Below are 24,475 nucleotides of genomic sequence, written 5' to 3'. Positions count from 1 at the left end.
TGTCAGACTCAAAGTTCGGAATCTATTTTTAGGAGATGAAGACATGAACATTCATAAACTAGTTAAAGTTCTTGCTTCTGCTGGAATTGCAGCTACAGTTGTCACAGGCTTACAAATCGATAATGAGATTAACACCAATAACACAATACAAGCCGCTGAAAAAGAAAACAGTAATACCAATTATAAATACCAAGGTGATACTGGCTTTGGTGATGGGCAATTCCTTTTAAATGATGCCTTTACTAAGACATTAGAGGAAGATGGTACACTTGCTTTTAATGGTCATGAAATTGAAGCTTCTAAAGCAGATTATGAGAAAGTTAAAGATGAACAATCTGAGTTTGTAGAAGAAAATGATCAGAAGTTTACTGTACGTGGGGATAGTGTAACTAAGGTTGTTTTCCCTATACAAGATGAGCAATTAGAAATCGATGATATCATCGATTCATACGGTGATGACTACGAACTTATTGAACATAAAAATAAACCATACGACACCTATGTATTTAAACTTGGTGATCAAGAAGACGAAGATGAAAAGAGTGTGATTGCCTTTAACGTAGAAGATGATTATGTCGTCCAAACTGTAATTGGCTACAGCAGCTCATATTAATATTCAAAAAGGATCTCACGAGTGAGATCCTTTTTTGTGTCATTCGTTTATACATTTGAATATTCCGCTTCAAAACGCTTAGATTTCTTTACAGTGGATGATATTAATACTCCAATACCTAGAAGAACAAGGATAAGACCAAACCAAGATAAAGGTGACATCGCTTCACCCAACATAAACACACCTAACATTGTTGCAGTCAGAGGTTCTGCTAGGGATAAGGTTACAGCAGTTGATGAATCAACATTAGCTAACCCTCTAGCAAACATGAAATAAGCGATACCTGTTACAATGACGCCTAAGTACAAACCAGTGATTAATCCATCAGATGTGAAAACCCAAGTCGCATGGAAGATAAATAAAAATGGCGATAACATCAATCCACTAATCGTAAATACTACTGCCACAGCAGGTAGGGCTGGAATACTAGAAACGACTTTCTTATTTATTATTGTATAGCTTGCAAAGCTCAATCCTGCACCAAGTGCGAGTAAAATCCCTCTAGGATCTACTTGGGTCGTACCTTGATTCGAGAATAGAAGAATCACTCCAACGACTGATAGTAGGGTGGAAATCCACCATGTTTTGCTTGGCTTCTTTCTTAAAATTATCATCTCAATTAAACCTGCGAGAACCGGAGAACTACCTATGGCTACGACTGTCCCAATCGCAACACCTGTTAAAGATACAGCTGAAAAAAAGAATGGCTGAAATAGTGCCATACATAAAGCTGCACCAATGACTATTTTATATGGAATTTCATTAAGTCTTAGTCTTCGAGTGGCTAAGACTAACATTAACAAGAATCCTCCACCTATAAATAGTCTGACTGCACCGATCGAAATGGGATGTACCTCACTAGGTGCTAAGGCCTGTGCAGTCCCAGCCGTACCCCAAAGAATCGCTGCGAATAATATGAGCAGTGGGCTCAAAATTTTAATCATATTAATCACCTCATAAAATTTCTATTACGAGTATCATATCTCGTTACATAGAAACCTTCCTTACAGTTTTAAACATATGATTTATCTTTTCTTAAGCTCTTTAAAAGCATGAGGTGACATGCCTTGTGCCTTTACGAACCAGCGTGTGAACGACGACACATTATCATAGCCAATTTCTCCCGCAATTCGTGTGATAGTCCAAGATGAGAATTGTAAGAGTCTTTTAGCCTCTAATAAGCGCAATTCATCTAAATACGCTTTTACACTTTTCCCCGTTTGTTTTTTAAACCACTTCGAATAGTATGCAGGATGATAATTTTCCTCAGCAGCCAACCTTTCAATACTGACCCTATCTTTATAATTTTTATGAATGTAATCAATAGATTTTGGTGTAGTTGTATCTAACTTATCCACTACATAATTGGTTAAATTTGCAATCGCATTATTTGCTGTTTCGTTCATTAATAATTGTTTTACTGATGCCCACTGCGTATTCATCTCAACATACATATCTCTCGTTTCACCTGGTAACATATTATTTGGAATATCCAGGACTAAAAACTCATTCTGATCAGTTGAGTGAAAGGTATGTTTACTTTTTGGAGCTAAATAGTAAACATAGTCTGGTGTTAGTTTCACCTGTTGCTCAATCGTCTTTAAATCCATTGAGCCATACAAAGGAAATAATAGCTGTCCATGTTCGTGAAAGTGTGATGTGACGTCATTCGTGTAAATTCTTTTCTCACAGGTAATATCTAAAGTCATGGTCCTCCCCCTTTATTACGAACAAATCTTGCGCTTTGTTTCATCAAATCATAATTGAACAATAAACACCATTTTTTAGACTTATTCATAAAAATTAGGCTATCCCCTTGGATAGCCTATTTATGAAACTTATTTATTATTGTTGTCTTCACGCATCTTATCGATTAATTTTTGCATTTCATCGATATAGTCTTCTTTTTCTTCTTCAGTCTCTTCGATGTTCATATCGCCTTGTTCTTCTTGACGTTTCATCTCATCGACTTCTTTTTGAGTAATCACTTCACCATCTGGTGTCATATATTTCTTATTCATATTACGCGTTTCTTTGTCGATATAACTATAGAAAATAGGAATGACAAATAGTGTGAAGAAGGTACTACTTACAAGACCTCCGATTACAACTATACCCATCGGTGCAATCATTTCTCCGCCTTCGCCAATACCTATAGCAAGTGGTAACATACCTAGTGCTGTCGTTAGGGCTGTGATTAGTATTGGACGGAAACGATGTTGCACACTGAGTTCAAGTGCATCAATTGTTGGAATTCCTTTTTCTTTCTGCTGATTAGTATAATCCACCAGCAATATGGAGTTATTGACCACAATACCCAGCAACATGATAATACCGACAAAGGATACAATACTGAGTGGACTATTCGTTACAATCAGTCCGAGCGCAATACCAATGATAGTCAATGGCATTGCAATAATAACAATGAATGGATGTCTGAATGACTCAAACTGAGCTGCCATAACTAAGTAGATAAAGACAATCCCTAGGACAATTGCAAGAAGGATTTGTGGAATGGCATCTCCAAGCATTTCTAAATCTCCACCCACTGAATAGTGTGTATCATCACTAAAGTCTGCATCATCTACTATATTTTGGACATAGGTACCCGCTTCATTTAATGACATAGAAGAATCGTAGTTTACTGTGAGTTCGCTAGTTTCTTCCTGACTATCTCTATTAATTAACGGTAGAGTTTCAGTTTCAACTAACTCTGCAACCTCACTAACCTGAACATATTCACCTTCAGCATTAGCAATTTCTAGATTTCTAAAGTTATTTACACTTTCTAAATAACTATCTGGGTACTTCACATTTATCGTTAAGAAATCATTTTCACCTTCTACTGTAGAAGATTCTATACCATTGGAAGCTTCATAAAGTGCTTGACCAATTTGAGCTGGCTGTAAACCATTCTCTCTAGCCGCTTCACGGTTAACATTGATCTGCATCTCGGAAACCAGATCTTCACGACTAGATGTCACACTGTCAATCTGATCATCTTCTTCTAAAGCACTAATTATTGCTGTTTCTGATTTCTTCAATCTTTCTGAATCATCATCAGATACATTCAACATCAAGGTATTCGGTTCTGATGACATACCTGATTGAGACATAGGAATCACATTGATATCAGCTGATTCATCTAGGGATTCCACATCGCTTTCAATATCTTCTATGAATTCATTTGTCGTCACATTACGCTCATTTTGACTAACAAGCGTTGCCGTAACACTAGCCTTGTTTGTCTCTTCAGTCATCGACATCATTGGTTGAGAAGAGCCAACGTTACTAAGGTACATATCAATTTCAGAATAATCTTCTAAGTAATTCTCAATTTCTTGCACTGTTTCTAGAGTGTCTTCATAAATAGTACCTTGTTCTTTTTCAATTTCAATCGTAATGGCACCTTCATCACTTTCAGGCATCAAAGTCATACCTTGGTTAAAGATAGCTAGTAAACCTAATGCCATTAGTATAGTCGTGATGAAAAGAACTAAGAGACGATGTTTTAAGGTCCAACGCGTCGCAAGCGTCAACCACTTCATATATGGTCTTTCCTGTCTGACTTTTTCCATGTTCTGTTTAGGTGCGCTTAAAATACGGCTTGCAATCATGGGAACAACAGTTAAGGCGACAAACAACGATGCAAATAAACTAAACACTACTGTAATCGCAAGTGGTGTAAATAGTTGTCCAACTAAACCACTAACAAACACAACCGGCAAGAACACAGCCGCTGTTGTTAAAGTTGATGCAATAATAGCAGATGCAACTTCTTTTGTACCATCACTTGCAGCTTGTTTGGAGTTTTTGCCCATAGATAGATGCCTATATATATTTTCAATAACAACTACAGCATTATCCACTAGCATACCAATACCGAGTGCCAAACCACCTAGTGTCATTAAGTTTATACTTATATCTGTAAAGAATAATAGCGCAAAAGTTGTTATGACTGAGAATGGTATTGCTAAACCAATAATCAGCGGTGCTTTTAAATTTCTAAGAAAAGCGAAGAGTACAACCATAGCAAGTATTGCACCGGAAATAAGTGACGTATAGACACTATTTATTGCAAGATCAATATACTCACCTTCATCATAAAGTGATTCAACTGTTAGGTTACTAAATTCATCTTCAGAAAGTTTTTCTTCAAGAACTTTATTAAACTCTTTATTAACTTGCGACGCATTCGCATCTGAAGCGAGCATCACGTCTATAGATAAGGCCTCACCTTGATTCAATCTTGTGATGGAGTTTGAGTCCTGTGCTTCAACAGATACATCTGCGATATCATCTAGAGTGAGTGTCCCGCCATCAGGTATGTCCGTAATAACTAATTCGCGTAAGGCTTCAACACTGTCAATATTACTAACCGTACGCGTCGTTATAGATGTACGTTCTTCTTCATCGACAATCGTAGCATTTGGTATCGATATGTTATTTGCTTCGATTAATCCTGCCACATCACTCTGGCTCATGTTGACTTCTTCAAGTGCGTCGATATCTAAGTTCACTTGAATCTCTTGAGTCACTGCACCATTCTCAGTGATTGATGCGACCCCTTCGATATTTTCAAGCTCTGTAATTAAGTCTTCCACTTGATCTTGGTAATCAACAACACTTTCTCCTTCAGAAGTGACTGCCAGTTGAATACTAGGCAACATAGAGATATCAAATTCTAAAAAGGACGGTGATTCTGCTTGTTCAGGTAATTCAACTGCATCAATCGCCCTTCTAATATCACTTTCTACATCTTCAATCTGCATATCATAGTCAAATTCCATAATAACAACTGAAGAGTTTTCCTGTGACTGAGAAGAAATATTACTTAAACCATTTATAGACGACAATTCAGATTCTAACGGTACTGTAACGTCTTCCATCACTTCCTCAGGCCCAGCACCTTGGTAAGTTGTTGCTACCGCGGCAATAGGAGGTTCAATCGGTGGCATTAGCTGCAAAGGGAGTCTTGTTAATGAGACTGCACCTAAGAGCATAAGTATTATCATAACGACGATTGTAAATTTAGGTCGTCTTATAGAAAAATCAGATAGCTTCAATTATTTTTCGCCCCTCATTATTTTTATTGTATTTGTATGTATCCAACAACGTGTTGTACAATTCTATATATTAAACTAAAAAACATGTCTATATCAATCAACAGTATGATCCGCAGTGTCGGAAAAGAAAAGGTGTGTCTATATTGTTACAAAAATCACTTACAAGAGAAAATTTAATTGAAGCATTCTGGGAACTTTATAAAGATAAACCCATCGAAAAAATCACTGTCAAAGAAATAACAAATCGTGCAGGCTATAATCGTGGAACATTTTACGCATACTTCAAAGATACATATGAAGTACTTAAAGAGATTAAAGAGTCTATTATGCCGAGTAAGGACATGATTATTTACCCGATTCAAAGAATAGAGAAGAAGGAAGACTTAATCTTTGATACGCTCAGCCATTCCAATGATTATTTCATGGAGAACCAAGAGAAGATAATCGTTTTACTTGGACCTGAAGGTGATCCCTCCTTTGTTCATGAATTAAAAATACGCACACGTGAAATACTAATGGAATACCTAAACGGTTCGGATATTAACGAACCAGAAAAAATTCAATTTATTATTGAGTATCACATGTCAGCCATCATTGGTGTATTCCAACTTTGGGTAGAAAGAGGGTCAACCTTAGACCAAATTGAATTAGAAAAACTCATAGAAGATATTTCACAGGATGGTGTAATAAGCATCCTACAGACCTTGATTAGTAAATAACCTATTTGTAACACTATGCGTTATAAAATAACGCATCTAGATGTATTGATGTAACAGGTTTCTGTAAAAATCATCCTGACCAATTATAACGACCCTATCACATATTTGTTCAATTTCATTCATGTCATGAGAGGTATATATTATAAGCACCTCTTGCTCTTGTGCTAATTTCTTTAAGAAACCTCCAATCTCTATACGAGATTTCAAATCAATACCTGCTGTTGGCTCATCCAATAGTAATAGTTTCGGTTCATTAATTATGCTAACAGCTAGGTTTAATTTTCTTTTCATTCCACCAGATAACTGATTGACTCTTTTATCATCTTGCTTAAGCTGAACTGCTTCAAGTATAGATTTTAATTCCTCTTTTGACCGCCTTGTCTTGGATAGGTTTTCAAAGAACTTCATATTCTCCATAACCGTTAGGTCTTCCCATAGTGCGAGTTCTTGTGGAACATATGCAATGTACTGCCTGAGTGACCGGTAGTGCTTTTTATAATCTCGGTCATTCAAAAGCACTTGCCCGCTATCTTCTTTTAGCAGTGTCGCAAGTATTTTTAACAAGGTGGACTTGCCTGCTCCATTTTCGCCGACGAGCCCAATGACTTCTCCCTTAGATGCAGAAAGATTAAAGTTCTCGAGCACCTTTTTCTTACCATAGCTTTTAGACAAAGACTTAACTTCTAGCATTGCGATTCCTCCCTAAACAAACAGTTAATACTAAGATGGTTACAAACAGCATCACGAAGTTGTTATTATTCTCAACTAGTGCGATAACAGGGTGAAAGTTCGATATTCCATTTAAGAATGGCATAATGATATGAAGTCCTAATAAGACACCAATCAAACCTAGCCCATTTCTATATAGTGATAATTTACTTCTAGAGTAGAATGCAACAATAAATACAATAATATTCACTATAGCTCTGTAGATGAGTAGGCTAACTATACTAACACTCTGATCAAACATTGCCTTAATAATAAGTAATGTGACTAGATCAATCATGTACATTACTATCAGCATAGCTAAAAATGAGGTAATCATAAATGCCTTAAACGAATAGTTTAGATATAAAAAACGTTGTTTTGTCTCGCTCCTTGTTTCACGTGTAACAAATTCAAAAATGAATACCGTTGTTAAAAGAGATACATATGCCCAGATTAACCAAGGATCGATTGTGCTATCATTTTGTTCCATGGTCTCCTTACCCTTAAAAGTGAAGTTTTGGCTGACTAGGTTAGAGTCCATATCAATTTGATTTTTTGTTTCAAGTATAGTTTCTGATTCTATTGTGGTTTCATTAAACAATTCCATTTCTAGGTCTTGTATTTGCTCAGTGATTCTTTGACTATTTAAGGATTCTTGTATTAACGAGGCAAGTAACTCCTTAACCGTACTGTATGCAAAAGAACGATCTGTATAGTATGTTTCAACCATATTACGCCGCTCACCTGACAAAATTTTATCCTCAAAATCTTCACCAAACACCAAGACACTGTCATATTGATACTGTTCTAAAACTCTTAAAGCATCATCTTTTTCACTGCTTTCAAAATGGTCTATTCTAATATAATTACTCTCTTCTAACCCTTTGATTATCCTATCAGTTTCTTCAACGTCAGCTTCATCAACTACAGCTACTGGCACTCTAAAATCTTCTGATACATTAGAAGTCACGTAGACTGCACCTACCGTTACAAATAACGGTATAAACAACCAAAAAATGAGCTTCAAGCGGTGCCGTTTCAAGAGGATCCATCTCGATTTAATCATATCCATCATGAGACTCTACGCTCCTTTAATAAACCAATGATAAGCATCATCACCAATAGTGTACACAAGCTGAATAACATAATATTAATTTCCATCGTAAATCGTTCATTTAATACAATTTCCTGAAGCCAATTCAGTGCCTGATATGAATAAGTTACGTCAAAGATCCAGTCGAAATATAAAGGGAAGTAAATGCTGGGTATAATCGCTCCTGAAAAAACAATAATGAGTGAAAGCATCATTAATTGTAATATCATCGTTAGTTTATAGCTCTTAGACAACCAATCGATAATAAGGAGCAAGATAACCGTTATTAATAGATGTATGAAAATTAGAATGCCAATTCTCATTAAATTTTCTATGACTAATGCATTTCCGATTAAATAAAGAGCCGTCATCAAAATAAGTACAGAAGGTAGGATCATAATTAGCATCAGAGCAGTTATTCTTGAGATTCCTTGTGCCAGATGTCCTACACCTAGTAGTTTCATTCTTTCACTGAGTCCTGGGTTTTTATCTTTCATTAACATCAGGTACAGTAAATACAGCCAAATAGTTAATAAAATAAACATGCCATTTAATAAGAAGTAAGATATACCTAAACTAAAGTTCTGTGATACTTCTTCTTCATCAACTAAGGTGTCTGAAGAAATAACCTGCACAAACTGGCTCACAAATTCTTGAAAGATCAAATCCTCTCTTTGTTCATCTGACATATCAAATGATTTTGCATAGTGATTCACTGTAAGTACATTGGATTGGGAATTTCTAAGATGTCGAATGAGGGTGTCCACTACACTTCTAATCATATAACTTTCAAGTTTACGATCTGGATTCCCAGTCACTTCTAGCTGACTTGTTTGCCCCTCCATCATATTTTCTGCAAAATTTTCTGGAAACACAATAAATGCAGACAGCTCGTTATTATCAATTAAAGCATTCGCCTCATCTATATCTAATCGCTCCATCTCTATACCGTCTGTAAAATCAGCTGTATCTGCTAAAGTATTGACGAGCATGTCAGTCGTTTCATTTTCATCCATATTCACTAAACCAATGTTGATATCTTGTTCGTCTTCTACTGATAAAACATTACCTAATATCCAGATTAGTAGAGCCGTAAATAGAATTGGAGCAAGTAAAATAAGAGGAAGTGATAGCCACTTCCTCTTAAATCTATGAAGGTCGTTAGCAATGAATACGAGGATATGTCTCATTTTTTTCATTGCTATCGCACCCTTCCTATTATTTAAATTATTGAACACTAGCACCTGTACCGAAGTTTTCGCTAAGCCATGATTCTAGTTTAGGTTCCACTTCTTCAGTAAAGTATGTTTCAAGCTCTTCTTGGTTCATCTTACCAATATCTGTTTCATTTTCTGATGAAGGAATCTCGACCTCATTAACAGACTGACTTTCATGTGCAATGTTTAGAACTGCAGTGTCTCTGGTAATATTCGTACCGTCGTCTGCATATAGTTGGATATCACCTGATGCCTGATCATCTCCATAGTTTGTTGATGACTCCATGTAGATATTAAATGGCGTACTTTGATCAGGGCTAAAGTTATTTACTGTTGCCTCAAGATTCCAAATCTCATTATCTTCTTCTTCAGTTTTCGTTGAGTTAAGGACTAAAATGTCTTCATCCTCAACATTTAACGTCATTACATCCTCATAGCCTGAATCTACTTCGTTTAAATCAAAAGTAAAGTTAACTTTATCTTCAGCAGTACCCAGTGAAACATTGATTAGATTTCCATCTTCACGCACTTCATGTGTTGAGTCCAATTCAATATCTTCCGTTTGCTCATCTATCGTTACGGATACATCTAGATCACGTTGTACAATATTATCTTCATCATCAGTCCAAATAACTGATGTCATACCATTTGGGAACCCGATATCCTCAACATTTTCAGCAGCATCTTTTAGTTGCTGACTTGGGTCTGTTTCAATCTCTTCACCTGCTGGCATACTCATATTCGCTTGAGTCATCTGAGCTTCGATTAATTCAATCAGTCTCTCATCTTCAGACATCTTTGTTAAAAGTTCTCTTAAGAATGTGTGCATTTCTTCTTCTGATAAAGTCATCGTCAGCTTATCTGCATTAACTGTTGTCTCACCGACTGTTATCTCTTCACTTTCTTCTTCAAAGGCTTCGTCTGGTAAATTTTCTTGTAGGAAACTTGAATATTCGTCAACAAAATACTCACGTTCCTCTTCTGTTAATGCATTGGTTTGGAAGAAGGTAGAGAAATCAATATTTTCTTCATTAGGGAACGTTTCAGGATCCATTTGATTTAGAAAAGTCCCTGTATCTTCTTCATGTAAAACTAAGTAATCTTCAATAAATGGTAGCGTAAGACCCATTTTTTCTCCAGTAACATAACCAGCAACATCTTCAATGGTAAACGCACCAACATTTGCATCTAAACCAAATGTTGCGAGTTCTTCGTTAATATCTTGACTCCCAGTTATGTTAATCTCAGCATTATTAATCATTTCTGAGATACCACTTTCTTCTAAGTTAGGATCATTAGTCTCAGCTGTAAGCGTCATGCTCGATTCTGTTGGATTATCCATAGAATTTTCGTACCATTCTAATTCATCTTCAAATCTTTCCTCGAACATTTCAGTCATATTCTCAGTGCTATCCAACTCCGACATAAGGTAGGTGTTCTTAGGTGTATTCACAACATTTTGGTAAACAAAGTATCCACCGATTGCCAGAACAATGAGGGCGCCGACAGAGACACCAAGTATAGTAAATCCTTTCTTACCCATATGCTCATCTCCTTAGTATTCTTATCTTCAATTTACAAGTTTCCCCAAATGAAAACATAATACACATTTTCTTTAACATTTAGTCAAATTTATGTCACTTTTTGTATCAAATATACAATTTCGGGTAAACAGTAGATGAGGTGATTGCTTTGTCTTCAATACGTATAATCGGTGCACAACAAAATAATCTAAAAAATGTTAGCGTCGATATTCCAAAACATAAATTAACTGTTTTCACAGGTCGGTCAGGTTCTGGTAAATCATCACTTGTTTTTAGCACACTTGCCGCAGAATCAGAACGTCTGTTGAACGAAACTTACTCAGCATATATTCAAAATCAATTGACTAAATATGAAAAACCAGATGTAGATCAAATTGATAATCTTCCAGTCGCTATGGTAATCAATCAAAAAAGACTAGGTGGAAATTCAAGGTCAACAGTCGGTACCATTTCAGATATATACTCATCAGTTAGATTACTTTGGTCAAGAGTTGGTCAACCTTTTGTTGGATACTCCAATGTGTACTCCTTTAATAATCCCGCAGGTATGTGTCAACGATGCCAAGGTCTAGGTTATGTCGAAGACATTGATTTAAACGAGCTTCTAGATTACAATAAATCGCTAAATGAAGATGCAATTAAATTTCCTTCTTTCCGTCCAGATAGCTGGAGAGGAAAGCGTTACTTGTATAGTGGTCTATTTGATAACGACAAAAAACTTAAAGACTATACAGAAGATGAAATGAATACATTTTTATATACCAAGCCGGAAAAACTCAAAAATCCCCCAGATAATTGGCCAAGAACAGCAGAATTTGAAGGGTTGATTCACCGTTTTAGACGTTCATTCTTACTCAATGATAATTTTGAGAAAAACCGTTTTTTAGAAGATGTTGAAAGAGTTGTCACAAGTCGTGAGTGCCCAGATTGTCACGGCAAGAGGCTAAATGAAGAAGTATTAAGTTCAAAAATAAATGGCCTTGATATTGCTGACTTTACAGCCTTACCAATTGAAGATACTGTGCCTTTTTTAAGAGAGCTAAAAAGTGAGAAAGAACAAGTCATCATTGAACCTCTAATCAAACAACTTGAAGCACTGAAACATGTAGGACTCAACTATTTAACTTTAGACCGGGAAACACCGACTTTATCCGGCGGTGAATCACAGCGTATTAAATTGATTCGCCATTTGAATAGTCCATTAACTGATCTCGTTTATATAATTGATGAGCCGAGTGTAGGGCTTCACCCTGAAGATATACAAAAGATTAATGACATCATGTTAGATATTAGAGATAAGGGCAATACTGTTCTCGTTGTAGAACATGATCCTGACGTAATCAAAATCGCAGATCAAATCATCGATATGGGGCCAGGTGCTGGTCAACACGGTGGCGAAATAATATTTACAGGGAAATATCAAGATATTTTAACTGCAAATACCCCAACTGCTAGTGCACTAACGCACAAGCATAATTTAAAAGATGATTACAATAGTGGTATGGGATTTATCGATTTGAAACATATAAGCAAGAACAACCTAAATAACGTCAGCGTATCGCTACCTAAAAATGCTCTGACAATTTTTACAGGTGTTGCTGGTTCGGGTAAAAGCACCTTACTTAGAGAAGGGTTCAAACATTCAGATGCTATCATTATCGACCAGCAAGCTGTGCACGCATCAAATCGCTCAAACTTATTAACTTACATGGATATATTTGATGAAGTACGTACAATATTCGCCAAGGAAACTGGCCTTTCTAAGAGCATGTTTTCTTATAATTCCAAAGGCGCATGTCCAAATTGTAAGGGGAAAGGCATAATTAAAACTGAACTTGCCTTTATGCCAGATTTCTCTCAAGTATGTGAGATTTGTAACGGTACCCGTTATAAAAAAGAAGTGCTTGAAGCTAAGGTGAAAGGCTATTCTATAGCAGATATTCTGGCATTAACTGTAGAAGAAGCGCTCAACATTTTTAAAAATAACGCTATCGTTATAAACCTTTTAAGTCGTTTACAAGCTACCGGTCTACAGTATATGACACTCGGACAATCCTTAGATACTTTATCCGGTGGAGAAATTCAAAGAGTGAAACTTTCTAAATATCTTGATGCAGATAATACTGAGGAAACTTATATCTTTGATGAGCCTACAACAGGTTTACATGAAGAAGATATTCCAACACTCTTAAATTGCTTTAATCAACTCATCGATAGAGGAAATACAGTGCTGATCATAGAGCACAACCTAACGATGATGACCCATGCCGACTGGATTGTCGATATGGGCCCAGGTGCCGGTATAGAAGGCGGAAAAATCTTATTTAGCGGCCGACCTAAAGACCTTCTTAATGTCGAAGAATCTGTAACGGCTAAACATTTAAAGCGTTATATAAAGCAATAAAAGAGGGTGAGATTTTAAAATCTCACCCTTTTCCTTATTTAAATGTTGCATTTTCTAAACGAATATATCCTGCTGCATCAAGTTCTACACCTTCCAATTGATCTGTGTTATAAGCGAGCGTCATATTAGGGTGTACAAGCGGTACATAAGGTAATTCTTCCATTAAAATACTATGAAGATTTTCATACTCTGTCACACGCGTTTCATCATCTGTCGCACTTCTTGCTGCTTCTAAACCAGCATCCACTTCATCATTCTTGTAAAATGCACGGTTTCCTCCAAATCCTTCATTACTACCCAAGGTCAATGAGGATAAAAGATAGTCTGCGTCACCTGTCGATGCTGTAAAACTTAGTAAAAACATATCGTGCTGACCATTACCTAATCGTTCTAAAAATGTAGCCATCTCATATTGCTCAACTTCAATATTGATGTTTAATTCTCTAAGCTGCTCTTGAATATACACTGCTGTATCCACGAGGTCCTGACTATCATTAACCCAAATTGTAGCATTAAAACCCTCAGGGTAAGCTGATTCACTTAGAGCCTGTTTGGCTAAGTCCATATCTTGGCTTAATTCAGGTAACGCTTCTGAATTCCCAAATGCACTTTTCGACACTAAACTATTTGGTATTTCTGCCTTACCATCGTATATACCACTTTTAATTGCTTCTCTGTCGATGGCACTGGATATTGCTTGTCTCACTTTTACATCATTAAATGGCTCACTTTCTGTGTTAAACCCTAGGTAATTTGTTCTAAGTGAATCAGATTCAACTAATTCAGTGTTCGCACTATTGTTAATACGATCAAACATGGCCATATCAACAGGTGTTGTGATATTAATGCCACCTGACTCTAACTCAGCCATCATCGAACCAGATTCTGGGATAATAACGAAGGTGAGGTTATCAATTAAACTATCACCGGCAAAGTCATCAAAGCGTTCGAGTTCTATGTTTTGTCCAGGTGCCCTAGCTTTAAATTTCACATAGTTCGTACCATCTGGATTTGCTGAAATATGCTCGCTTGTAAAGGCTGATATTTCATCAGATAGGGCCGTAAAGTCATCTCCACCTTCATCTCTTAGCTCATAATATTCATCCAAGTTTACATCTGAGCCTGCCTGTTCTAAAGCTTGTTCATAATCGGCATCGATACTTTCTTTACTCATAATACTACCAGCAGTATGTGCTAAGTTATCAGGCAGTGGAGCAAATGGATATCTCGTAATAATATTAAGTTCATGATCGTTAACAATTTCAATCTCTTCAATCATTTCAAACAAGAATTGCGTCGGCGTACCGACACTCGGGTCAACAACACGCTCTAAAGATGCTTTAACATCTTCTGCAGTAAACGCTGATCCATTGTGAAATGTCACGTCTTCTACTAATTTAAAATTCCATGTCGTTTCATCCACCTGTGACCATTCACTAGCAAGACCTGCTTTATGACTCATATCAGGATTTCTTGCAACTAAGGTCTGAAAGAGGTGACGCCTTACTTGGATTCCAATGACATCATTCGTACCATGAGGATCAATCGTCGACAAGTCTTGGTCAAATCCTACAACCACATCCCCTGTCTTTTCTGAAGTAGAACTTTCTTCTCCCTCAACATCGACCTCACTATCATTGGTACAAGCTCCAAGTAATATGACAACAAGTATTACCAAAAACCATTTGAAATTTTGCATTATATGTAACCCCCTTTTAGTTGAATATATAAATTATATATTGAATAGTCAGAAAATACTATCTAATTATGTTCAGTATTGACAATATAACATCCTAATGTTAGGATTTATATAGCCTAGTAATAGGATATTAAAAGAAGGAAGGAGAAATACGCATGATTTCTAGTTTGACACGCATTAATGAGCTTGCTCAAAAGAACCGTACAGTAGGTTTAACAGAGGCAGAAATTGAAGAACGTGCTGAATTAAGACAAGAGTATCTTAAAGAAATTCGTGGTCAGGTTTCTTCTAATATCACTTCAATAACGATTCAAAATGAAGACGGTATAGATGTAACACCTGCTAAATTAAATGTTGAAAAAGTTAAAAACCTTTTAAACGGCCACTCATAGAATTTTAAGCCGCCTTCATCTCTTACGAGATGAGGGCTTTATCTATTTAAAAAGAGGAGGATGTCTTATGTCAGTTCAAGAGAGAGATTTACATTTATATAAGTCATTGATGACTGCTTCAAAAATTCTAAATGATAAAGCAAGAACTCATATTAAGAATCAAGGACTCACATTTGAAAATTTACTCGTAATAGAATGCCTATTTGAGCATGGGCCACATTACATACAAACCTTAAGTGAAAAATTGATGATACCCAGTGGTAGCATTACGTATATTGTAAATAAATTAGAGAAAAAAGGTTTAGTTCGTAGAGAAATACAGGCTGATAATAAGCGCTTTTGTAAGGCGATTTTGACCGACGAGGGTAAATCAGTATTCAACGAAATTCACCCAGTATATACAAAAGATATAAGTGAAGCATTCGCTCACTTGTCAGGTTCAGAAAAATCCGCTTTAGAAGACTTACTAAATATCATATGCGAAGAAAAAAACTGATGGAGGAATCCTCCATCAGTTCTTAATTTAGTTTGAGTATTTTATTATTATTATTTCTAATTTCTTTTAACAAGGTTGAATCACTGATTAGAGACTGACCATAAGATGGTATCATTTCTGATAATTTATCTAACCATTTTTCTTTATAAGCCGGGAAATTTTTGTCGATAATATCTAAGGCAACATGTACCGATACGGAAGCGCCTGGAGATTCTCCAAGTAGGGCAATCACGCTGTGATCTTGTGAGTTTACAACTTCAGTACCAAATTGTATATAACCACGTCCATATTCATTCGTATCTTTAATGACTTGGACCCGTTTACCTGCGATATGCAGATCCCAGTCCTCATCCCTCGCATCAGGTACGAAACGTCTCAATTCTTCCATTCTATTCTCTTTCTTCATGAGTACTTGTTCGATTGAGTACTGTACAAGTGGAATATTCTTCAATCCTGCCGACATCATAGTCAGCAAGTTAAAGCGATTGACTGATTTAAATAAATCCGTGTTAGAGCCATATTTTAAAAGCTTAGGACCGATTGCTGCAAATGGTCCAAATAACAAGCTTTCTTTACCATCAATATAACGTCTATCCAGGTGAGGTACCGTCATTGGCGGCTTACCTTTTGGCTCCTTACCGTACACTTTGGCACCATGTTGACTCACAATATCAGGATTATTACACACTAAAAATGCACCACTAATTGGGAAACCTCCAATATTGCGGCTTTCAGGGATGCCCGTCTTTTGTAGAAGCGGTATCGCATGCCCACCTGCACCAATGAAGATGTAATCAGCAGAATGAAACTCCGTCGCTCCAGTTTCTAAATTCGTCACTTTGACTTCCCATTTCCCATTATCTAAACGACGAAAACCATCAACTTCATGATTGAAGCTAACCGCTGTATTTGGCTGCGCTTGTAGATTCGTTACAAGCTTCCTTGTTAATTCACCAAAATTCACATCTGTACCATAATCCACTTTACTTGCCGCTATACTTTCAGCCTTGTCACGGCCGTTAATCATCAGTGGAATCCATTGGCCGATTTCCTCATGGCTCTCCGTATAGGTCAATCCCTCAAACATCGGTAGTGATTTTAAAGCTTCATATCTATTTTTTAGAAAATTAACGTTCTCTTTTCCCTGTACAAAGCTGATATGTGGGAGTGGACGAATGAAAGACTCAGGTTCATCCAGCGCCTTATTTTTTACGAGATAAGACCAAAACTGCTTAGAAATTTCAAATTGCTCGTTAATTTCTTTTGCCTTTTCAACGTCAATGCTGCCATCTTTTTGTTCTACTGTATAATTTAATTCGCATAAGGCAGCATGCCCTGTACCTGCATTATTAAGCTCATTAGAACTTTCTAAAGCAGGTGCATTTTGTCGCTCGAACATTTTTAAATTCCACTCACCTTCTAGATTTTTTAAAAACGTTCCTAGGGTCGCACTCATAATGCCTGCTCCGATTAATATTACATTTTTAGAATTTGTCATAGTTAACCAGCTCTCTACTTTTTGAATTAAATAAAATATACCGGTTTCCCGGCATATTTTCACATTCTATTATTTAACAATAATGACCGGAATATTCGCGCGTTTCGCTACCTTATGCGTCACATGACCAAGTACATGTTTAATTTGCATTCTTGATCTCTTGTTGCTCATTACAACGATTTCGTAATCTCCATTCTCAATTTCTTTCTTTAGTTCTTGGAGTACTCTACCTGTTGAAAATTTAATTTCGTAATTTAAATCATACTTATCCAGCTCATCCTTGAAATATTGAATGTCTGCTTCTTTCTCCTTAGCAATTTCATCAAAATGTTTCCCGTGAAACTTTACATTATCAGCCATCTCATTTTCTGCAATTACGTTAAACACTGTAATCTTAGCTTCTTTACTCGAACCAGACAATTTTTGAAGTTGCTCAGGAACATTAACAAAAGAGTTTCCAAAGTCAAAAGGTACTAATATTTTTTTATACATATTTACTATCCTCTCTTTTACTTATTTGACGATCATCACAGGTGCGTTGACTCTTTTTGCAATTTTGTGTGTCACATGGCCAAGAACATGCTTGATATCTCTTTTAGATCGTTTATTACTCATCACTATCATATCGTAGTCATGGGCATTAATTTCCTTTAGCAATTGAGGAATAACACGACCAACTTCAAAACGGATTTCATAGTTAAGATTCAGCTTATCTAATTCATCTGTAAAAGATTTTAGCAAATTCTTTTTCTCTTCGACAATCTCATTGAAACGTTTACCATTAAACTTCACATCACTGGACATTTCATTTTCAGTAATGACATTAAAAATAGTGATCATATACGCTTCATCTGGATTCGTTAGCTTTTCTAGCTCCTTAGGTACGTTGTCAAAAGAGTTCCCAAAATCATATGGTAATAAAATATTTTTGTACATACCTACACCTCCCTATATATTTCTATAAGTATAAAACTATTTCTAGGCATCATTTATTATCTTCCCTTATAGAATTAATAATATGCATAGAATTGACAAAAAGCATATCAGATTCCAACAGCTTTGAATACGCCTTTAACAGTAAATGTTTCGATAAAATCTGCCATTTTCGAAACGGGCACTACACAACCATCAGTCAACCACTTAAATAAGAGCCCCATATGAGCATGTATCATGTAAGTAATCAGGTATTCTTCATCGACTTCACTTTCAAATTCTACACCAAACTCTTGGCTTTTTACTTTATAAAAGTCAAACATATGATGAGAAAAATATTCAGATAGGGCGCTTGTACCAAGACCAGCTGCAATAACCATGACCCTTTCTCTATTATCCTTTAAATAATTAAAAAATCCTTCGATTGTCTCCTGAAGCTGTTGGTCATTTAGTAGATTGAGACTTTCTCCACTAATATTTTCATACAAAAGACGATCAATATCTTTAATCATTTGGCTTTGATAGCTTGCAATTACTTCGTATTTATCTCTATAATAAGTATAAAATGTTCCACGGTTAATCATTGCTGCTTGACTGATATCCCGTATCGTAATACTTTCAAACGATTTGTCTTTGAGTAAATCCACCATAGCTTGGTCTATGGCACGGAGAGTTTTTTGTACTCTTAAATCTTTTTTCAATTTTAATCAACCTTTCTAGGCAAAGTGTCGGATATCTTACACATTAGTGAATATCGACTATTGAATAATATTGTTTTGTACATATAATGGGTTATTGTACACAGTGTATGATAATTCTACCATAAAAAAAGAGGATGATTTAATGTTTCAAGATTTTAAATTTATATTTAAGAAACCTTTATTAATAGCGACTTTATTTTTCGTTTCTTTATTCCCCGTTATTTATTCCTTAACTTTTCTCGGCGCAATGTGGAATCCCTATGATCGTACAGGAGATATGGCCTTTCATATAGTAAATGAAGATGAAGGTACAGAGGATATCAATATAGGTTCCAATATTGAAGAGGAACTGTCGGACAACGATCGGTTCGATTGGAAGTTTACAGGACTTGATGAAGCAAAAGAAGCAGTACAGAGTGGGGATGCTTATGGTTATCTAGTGATTCCATCAGATGCATCAGATAATGCTGCTTCTTTATTAAGTGAACAACCAGAAAAAGTAAACCTCACACTTCACACAAATCCAGGCTATAACTTTATCGGATCAATTATGGCTCAACAAGCAGGTTCAGAATTAGAGAAGAATATACAAACTGAGATTACTAGTACTTATACTTCTAGTTTAATTGATGAAATTGCTCAAGTATCTGATCGTAGCGGCGAAGCTGAACAAGCCATTAATGAACTGACTGAAGGTGCGGTTGCCCTAGATCAGGGACTTCTACAACTTCAAGGTTCTACAGCAGAACTACAAGAAGGTTCAAATACGCTTTATAGTGGTGAACAACAATTTTCTAGTCAACTCAATCAAGCATCAGCCTTACTCGGTAATTACGCTCAACCTATTACTGGTGCACAAAGTCAGTTAGAAAGTGGTGCAGGTGATCTTAATAACGGTATCGGTCAACTGAACAGTGGTGTAAGTGAATTGAAAGCTGGTTCAGAACAACTATCTGGTGGCTTACAGGAAGTTCAGAGCCAATTCCAAGAACTTCAAAATCGCATGGATGAGTCTGGCCTAGTATTTACATCAGAAGGTGCCGATGCAATTACACATCCGATTGAACTGACAACTGAAACATCAGTGGAAACTGATAACTACGCTCAAGGATTTGCACCATTGGTTGTTGCAGTCAGCTTATTTATCGGTGCAATAACGTTTAACGTTGTTTACCCTATCAACAAAATTTTTGATAAGGAAGCTTCCGTAGTCTCAAGATGGATTAGCCGTGGGTTATTATTTATCTCTCACTCCGTACTGATTTCAAGTTTGCTTTATGCAACAATTGTTTGGATTATGCAGATTGATATATACAGTCATTGGAGATTTTACTTTGCCATGATTATGTGGTCATTAGTGTCCATAATAATCATTGCGACAATGGTTACCATATTCGGTAACTTTGGTAAGTTTCTCGGTATTGTCTTACTCATTGTCCAACTATCATCAAGTGGCGGTACCTTCCCAATAGAAACTGCTAATAATTTCTATCAATCACTCTTCGATGTATTACCAATGGCCTTTATTGTTTCAGGCTTTAAAGATGCGATATTTAATCAAGCATTCAACGTAGAGTTCTCTACAGTAATCATTTATCTAGCAGTGATTTCAATCGTTCTTTTCTTGGTGATCCTACTCGTACTTTGGCTAAAAGATAAATTCCCTGCATATGAAGAAAAAATCAATAAGATGAGTCGTTTTGAAGGATAGTAAGCAGAAATTCTTTCCCAAATTTTTGACATCCTAATGTCAATAGTCTGAAATAATACAGGAATATTTCAATGTTACAAAGCTGTCTCTAACTGTAATTGCATTATTATTGCGTTGTAACATACGTAATCAATTTATGTGATACATTAGTAACTGTCCTAGAGAGACAGTAAAAAATACAGTGCATGTCGACAGAACGACAGTTAAAGAATAGGCATTGAAATTTTAGAATTATTTTTTTGGAGGAAGAAAACAAATGAAGAAAACAATATTAGCAACATCATTAGCTTTAGGTTTAGGCGTAACAGGCGTAGTAGCAGATCAAGACGTAGATGCATCATCAATCAATAAAGAAGAACTTGCACAAACAGTTCAAAATAACCCAGCTGAATTAAATGCAGCTCCAATCCATGAAGGTGCATATGACTACAACTTCACATTAAACAATGTGAACTATGACTTTACTTCAGATGGAACGAACTACTCTTGGGCATACAGTGCTAACGGTAACGCTACTGCGACTAACTACACTAACGAAACTGTAGAAGCACCTAAAGTAGAAGAAGTTCAAGAAGTTGAACAAACAAACAACACTAACTACAACACACAAAACCAACAAGCAGCACCTGCTGTAGAAGAAGTTGAAGTTCAAGAAACACAACAACAAGTATCTGAGCCAGCAGCTCCTGCTCCAACTCAATCTACTTCATCTTCAAATGGTTCAACTAAATCACAATTCTTAGCTGCAGGTGGTACTGAAGCTATGTGGAATAACATTGTTCTTCCAGAATCAAGTGGTAACCCGAACGCAGTAAGTCCAAACGGCTACCAAGGTCTTGGTCAAACTAAAGAATCTTGGGGAACTGGTTCAGTAGCAGATCAAACTGCAGGTATGCTTGACTACGCTGAAAGACGTTATGGTTCAATCGATAACGCTATCCAATTCCGTAATGCAAACAATTGGTGGTAAGATCACCATTATATAACCAAAGAGACTCCAGATGATCTGGAGTCTCTTTTTTGTCAGCTTTTAGTGATTATTCAGATAATAAAGTGTAGAATGATTTCATCTAAAGAAATGAGGGGATAGCATGCACTTTGAAACAAAAGCAATACATGTTGGTCGTAGTGTTGACCCAAATACTGGTGCTGTAACAGCACCTATACACCTATCTTCGACCTACGAAAGACAAGCTGATGGTGGATATATTAATGAGACAATGTATAGCCGCAGTAAAAATCCAAATAGAAGATCCCTTGAAGAATGTCTGACCGCCTTAGAAAACGGTTATGATGCAATCGCATTCTCTTCTGGTATGGCAGCAATAACCGCAGTCATTGAATCTTTACCGAAAAAGTATCCTAAAAGAATCGTCTTACCTAACGAGATGTATTTCGGTGTTAAATTATTAATAGAAAAGACGGATATTGGACAGCGCTTCGACATAGTTACTATCGATATGACTGATGGCGATGCACTTAAAACCGCAATCAATGAGAAACCAACAGGTATAGTATGGATTGAATCACCGTCTAATCCACAAATAAATATCACTGATATTAAAAAAGTCGTATCCTTAGCTCAGGGTGTTGGTGCGATTACCGTAGTGGATAATACGACCGCTTCACCTGTTTTCCAACAACCACTTGACTTAGGTGCAGATTTTTCACTCCATTCTGTTACAAAATACATTGGTGGTCATAGTGATGTGCTCCTAGGTGCAGTTATTGCGAAAGAAAGCAGTGAAATGTTAGAGAATATGAGACTCCATCAAGCCAATAAAGGTGGGGTCCCATCTCCATTTGAATGCTGGTTGGCACTTCGTGGTATAGAAACTTTATCTTTAAGAGTCCATGCACATGCTAAAAATGCCTTGGATGTGGCCCTATTTTTAGAATCTCACAACAAGGTTAAAGCTGTTCATTATCCTGGACTAAATAATCATCCAGGTCATGATATCGCTAAGGGACAGATGTCCGGCTTTGGCGGACTCTTATCCTTTGAAGTTGAGGGTGGGGCAGATGACGCTCTGAAGGTTGCTAATAGTGTAGAAATGATTGTTCAAGCAACAAGTTTAGGCAGTACGCATTCTTACATTGAGCACCGTGCGTCTGTTGAAAAAGAACTAACGATTTCTCCTGACAGTCTCCTAAGATTATCAGTAGGTCTTGAGAACGTAGAAGATATCAAAGCAGACTTAAATCAAGCTCTGAAACAAATATAATAAAATAGGGGCTGGGACATAAGTCCCTCTCTAAATCAAAAAGCGCACTTGCTTTTCTGGGGCGTCGCGTGAGCCTGTAGTCTCACGCAGACGCTACTCCCCAAGAAGTCAAGTGCGCTTTTTTATATGAAAATATACGATATCGCTACAAAAAAATAAGACCCTCAGATACAATGTAGTTACGACACAAACAAAGAAAAGAGGAATCTTATGTATAAACATTATAACATGAACCAAATCACTCTACCACTTGAAACAGAAGTCTTAATTCCAGATCATGATATTTCAAAAGCAGTGCATACCCTGGTCGTATTTTCAATTCATTTATACTTTTCCAATAGTGCCCGTGGAATATGACAATAATCGTTAGGGTAATGATCTAATCTATCCTGATGTTCTTCACTGCTTTTTACATAATTTAATAACGGAGCAACTTCTACCGCAATTTCGTCTCGGTCATGGCGAACCTCTATAAAAGTTTTAGCTTCCTTTAGATGTTCAATGTCTTCACTATAAAAACCAGTTCTGTACTTAGGACCTTCATCGACGCCTTGCTTATTAATACTAAACGGATCAATGATTTCAAAAAGAAAATTCATTAAATCTGATACGGAGGTGACATCAGGGTCAAATTCCGTTTTCACGCATTCTACATAACCATCATAATCACCTTCTAATGTGTTTGTAGAACCATTCGCGCGTCCTGCTTCTGTATGTATAACTCCCGGAAGTGTTTTTACAAAGGCTTGTACACCCCATAAACAACCACCAGCTAGATATACTGTTTCCATAGTTTACACCCCCCTTTAAAACTCACCATTCCATTCTTTAAAGAAATGGTCCAGAAACAATTTCATGAAGTCTTCTCTCTCTTGTGCAATTTCTTTAGCTCGTTCAGTGTTCAGTTTATTCTTTAATAGTAACAGTTTTTCATAGAAGTGATTGATAGATGTAGAGTTTCCTTTTCTATACTCTTTTGCACTCATATCGTTTCTGACTTCTACCTCTGGGTCATACATAGCTTGCCCCTTCGCACCGCCGTACTGGAAGGTTCTCGCAATGCCGATTGCCCCAATAGCATCCAGTCTATCGGCATCCTGAACAATGCATGCCTCCATAGATGTCAGCTTATCACCATGACCACCTTTAAATGATATTGTGCTAATGATTGTTAGAATTTTATCGATAACTGTTTCCTCAATATCAAGACTTAGTAAAAAATCTTTTATATTTTTCATTGAGGCCTCAACGTCATCCTCTAATTTTTCATCAGGAATATCGTGAAGAAGGGAAGCAGCGATTACAGTAAAGGTATCTGCATTTTCAGACTTCAGCAATTCTTTACTCAGATTCGTCACTCTTTCAATGTGATACCAATCATGGCCAGTTGTCTCATGTATGAGTTGGTTTTTTACCCAGTCCTCAATTTCTTTGAGGGCGATGTTTGCTTTCATAA

Annotated in this window: 22 protein-coding genes; 8 read left to right on the top strand and 14 right to left on the bottom strand. The window is 36.5% G+C overall.

The features are described from left to right. Nucleotides 1–43: 43 nt before the first annotated feature. Nucleotides 44–613, top strand: coding sequence for an immunodominant staphylococcal antigen IsaB family protein (gene isaB, locus V6E76_RS05080; RefSeq protein ID WP_026865938.1), 570 nt, complete (start codon nt 44–46; stop codon nt 611–613). 47 nt (nt 614–660) lie between these two features. Here the strand turns inward: isaB and V6E76_RS05075 are convergent, their stop codons facing one another. The 3 genes from V6E76_RS05075 to V6E76_RS05065 all read right to left on the bottom strand — a co-directional run bounded on the left by V6E76_RS05075 (nt 661) and on the right by V6E76_RS05065 (nt 5,679). Beyond that, the gene (locus V6E76_RS05075) at nt 661–1,557 is read right to left on the bottom strand and encodes an EamA family transporter (protein WP_247350409.1); all 897 of its coding nucleotides are present in this window, start codon (nt 1,555–1,557) and stop codon (nt 661–663) included. 81 nt (nt 1,558–1,638) lie between these two features. Continuing rightward, on the bottom strand, nt 1,639–2,322 hold the full coding sequence (locus tag V6E76_RS05070; RefSeq protein ID WP_198687174.1) for an AraC family transcriptional regulator: 684 nt from the start codon (nt 2,320–2,322) through the stop codon (nt 1,639–1,641). A 129-nt stretch (nt 2,323–2,451) separates the two neighbouring features. Next, complete coding sequence (locus V6E76_RS05065) at nt 2,452–5,679, bottom strand: efflux RND transporter permease subunit (protein WP_247350406.1); 3,228 nt, start codon at nt 5,677–5,679, stop codon at nt 2,452–2,454. A gap of 143 nt (nt 5,680–5,822) precedes the next feature. Between V6E76_RS05065 and V6E76_RS05060 the strand changes: the two genes are divergently transcribed. Further along, nucleotides 5,823–6,398 carry a TetR/AcrR family transcriptional regulator gene (locus V6E76_RS05060; protein ID WP_166626338.1) on the top strand — a complete coding sequence of 192 codons (576 nt, stop codon included), beginning with the start codon at nt 5,823–5,825 and terminating at the stop codon, nt 6,396–6,398. Nucleotides 6,399–6,434: 36 nt separating this feature from the next. Here V6E76_RS05060 and V6E76_RS05055 read toward each other — a convergent pair whose 3' ends face one another. From V6E76_RS05055 to V6E76_RS05040, 4 genes are read right to left on the bottom strand one after another with little or no spacing between them, the layout of a single operon-like run. Then, entirely contained in the window at nt 6,435–7,088 is a 654-nt protein-coding gene (locus tag V6E76_RS05055; RefSeq protein ID WP_198687175.1) for an ABC transporter ATP-binding protein, read from the bottom strand. Then, nucleotides 7,075–8,181: an ABC transporter permease gene (locus tag V6E76_RS05050; protein WP_026865944.1), complete on the bottom strand. Its 1,107-nt coding sequence runs from the start codon at nt 8,179–8,181 to the stop codon at nt 7,075–7,077. Before V6E76_RS05050 ends, V6E76_RS05055 begins: the two co-directional genes overlap by 14 nt. Next, on the bottom strand, nt 8,178–9,398 hold the full coding sequence (locus tag V6E76_RS05045; protein WP_499797720.1) for an ABC transporter permease: 1,221 nt from the start codon (nt 9,396–9,398) through the stop codon (nt 8,178–8,180). Before V6E76_RS05045 ends, V6E76_RS05050 begins: the two co-directional genes overlap by 4 nt. Nucleotides 9,399–9,426: 28 nt before the next feature. Beyond that, a complete protein-coding gene (locus V6E76_RS05040; protein WP_026865946.1) occupies nt 9,427–10,959 on the bottom strand; it encodes a DUF6583 family protein in 1,533 nt (510 codons plus the stop codon). Between the two features lie 149 nt (nt 10,960–11,108). Here V6E76_RS05040 and V6E76_RS05035 point away from each other — a divergent pair, with 149 nt between their 5' ends. Next, complete coding sequence (locus tag V6E76_RS05035; RefSeq protein ID WP_247350399.1) at nt 11,109–13,364, top strand: excinuclease ABC subunit UvrA; 2,256 nt, start codon at nt 11,109–11,111, stop codon at nt 13,362–13,364. 34 nt (nt 13,365–13,398) lie between these two features. Here V6E76_RS05035 and V6E76_RS05030 read toward each other — a convergent pair whose 3' ends face one another. Continuing rightward, nucleotides 13,399–15,063: an ABC transporter substrate-binding protein gene (locus V6E76_RS05030; RefSeq protein WP_247350396.1), complete on the bottom strand. Its 1,665-nt coding sequence runs from the start codon at nt 15,061–15,063 to the stop codon at nt 13,399–13,401. 155 nt (nt 15,064–15,218) lie between these two features. Between V6E76_RS05030 and V6E76_RS05025 the strand changes: the two genes are divergently transcribed. Then, nucleotides 15,219–15,455, top strand: a complete 237-nt coding sequence (locus V6E76_RS05025; RefSeq protein ID WP_026865949.1) for a DUF896 domain-containing protein — start codon at nt 15,219–15,221, stop codon at nt 15,453–15,455. Between the two features lie 67 nt (nt 15,456–15,522). Next, a complete protein-coding gene (locus tag V6E76_RS05020; RefSeq protein ID WP_026865950.1) occupies nt 15,523–15,951 on the top strand; it encodes a MarR family winged helix-turn-helix transcriptional regulator in 429 nt (142 codons plus the stop codon). Nucleotides 15,952–15,973: 22 nt separating this feature from the next. Here the strand turns inward: V6E76_RS05020 and mqo are convergent, their stop codons facing one another. The 4 genes from mqo to V6E76_RS05000 all read right to left on the bottom strand — a co-directional run bounded on the left by mqo (nt 15,974) and on the right by V6E76_RS05000 (nt 19,083). Further along, nucleotides 15,974–17,449 (bottom strand): malate dehydrogenase (quinone), encoded by a 1,476-nt coding sequence (gene mqo, locus V6E76_RS05015; RefSeq protein ID WP_026865951.1) that lies wholly within the window; start codon nt 17,447–17,449, stop codon nt 15,974–15,976. 69 nt (nt 17,450–17,518) lie between these two features. Further along, nucleotides 17,519–17,941 carry a universal stress protein gene (locus V6E76_RS05010; protein WP_026865952.1) on the bottom strand — a complete coding sequence of 141 codons (423 nt, stop codon included), beginning with the start codon at nt 17,939–17,941 and terminating at the stop codon, nt 17,519–17,521. A 21-nt stretch (nt 17,942–17,962) separates the two neighbouring features. Next, a complete protein-coding gene (locus tag V6E76_RS05005; protein WP_026865953.1) occupies nt 17,963–18,385 on the bottom strand; it encodes a universal stress protein in 423 nt (140 codons plus the stop codon). Nucleotides 18,386–18,492: 107 nt separating this feature from the next. Beyond that, complete coding sequence (locus V6E76_RS05000) at nt 18,493–19,083, bottom strand: TetR/AcrR family transcriptional regulator (RefSeq protein WP_026865954.1); 591 nt, start codon at nt 19,081–19,083, stop codon at nt 18,493–18,495. 142 nt (nt 19,084–19,225) lie between these two features. Here V6E76_RS05000 and V6E76_RS04995 point away from each other — a divergent pair, with 142 nt between their 5' ends. From V6E76_RS04995 to V6E76_RS04985, 3 genes are all read left to right on the top strand, one after another. Further along, nucleotides 19,226–20,794 carry a YhgE/Pip family protein gene (locus V6E76_RS04995; RefSeq protein ID WP_247350393.1) on the top strand — a complete coding sequence of 523 codons (1,569 nt, stop codon included), beginning with the start codon at nt 19,226–19,228 and terminating at the stop codon, nt 20,792–20,794. 256 nt (nt 20,795–21,050) lie between these two features. Further along, nucleotides 21,051–21,764: an aggregation-promoting factor C-terminal-like domain-containing protein gene (locus V6E76_RS04990; RefSeq protein WP_026865956.1), complete on the top strand. Its 714-nt coding sequence runs from the start codon at nt 21,051–21,053 to the stop codon at nt 21,762–21,764. Nucleotides 21,765–21,885: 121 nt separating this feature from the next. Beyond that, nucleotides 21,886–23,019 carry a trans-sulfuration enzyme family protein gene (locus V6E76_RS04985; protein ID WP_247350389.1) on the top strand — a complete coding sequence of 378 codons (1,134 nt, stop codon included), beginning with the start codon at nt 21,886–21,888 and terminating at the stop codon, nt 23,017–23,019. A 320-nt stretch (nt 23,020–23,339) separates the two neighbouring features. Here the strand turns inward: V6E76_RS04985 and V6E76_RS04980 are convergent, their stop codons facing one another. Both V6E76_RS04980 and V6E76_RS04975 read right to left on the bottom strand, forming a co-directional pair. Further along, nucleotides 23,340–23,810: a peptide-methionine (S)-S-oxide reductase gene (locus V6E76_RS04980; RefSeq protein ID WP_247350387.1), complete on the bottom strand. Its 471-nt coding sequence runs from the start codon at nt 23,808–23,810 to the stop codon at nt 23,340–23,342. A 15-nt stretch (nt 23,811–23,825) separates the two neighbouring features. Further along, a complete protein-coding gene (locus V6E76_RS04975) occupies nt 23,826–24,473 on the bottom strand; it encodes an HD domain-containing protein (RefSeq protein WP_247350384.1) in 648 nt (215 codons plus the stop codon). Nucleotides 24,474–24,475 lie beyond the last annotated feature (2 nt).

The organism is Jeotgalicoccus huakuii (assembly GCF_036665975.1).
GTDB classification, from domain to species: domain Bacteria; phylum Bacillota; class Bacilli; order Staphylococcales; family Salinicoccaceae; genus Jeotgalicoccus; species Jeotgalicoccus marinus.
Note: the sequence above shows the minus strand (reverse complement) of the source record. Positions and strands in the feature narration are given on the sequence as shown.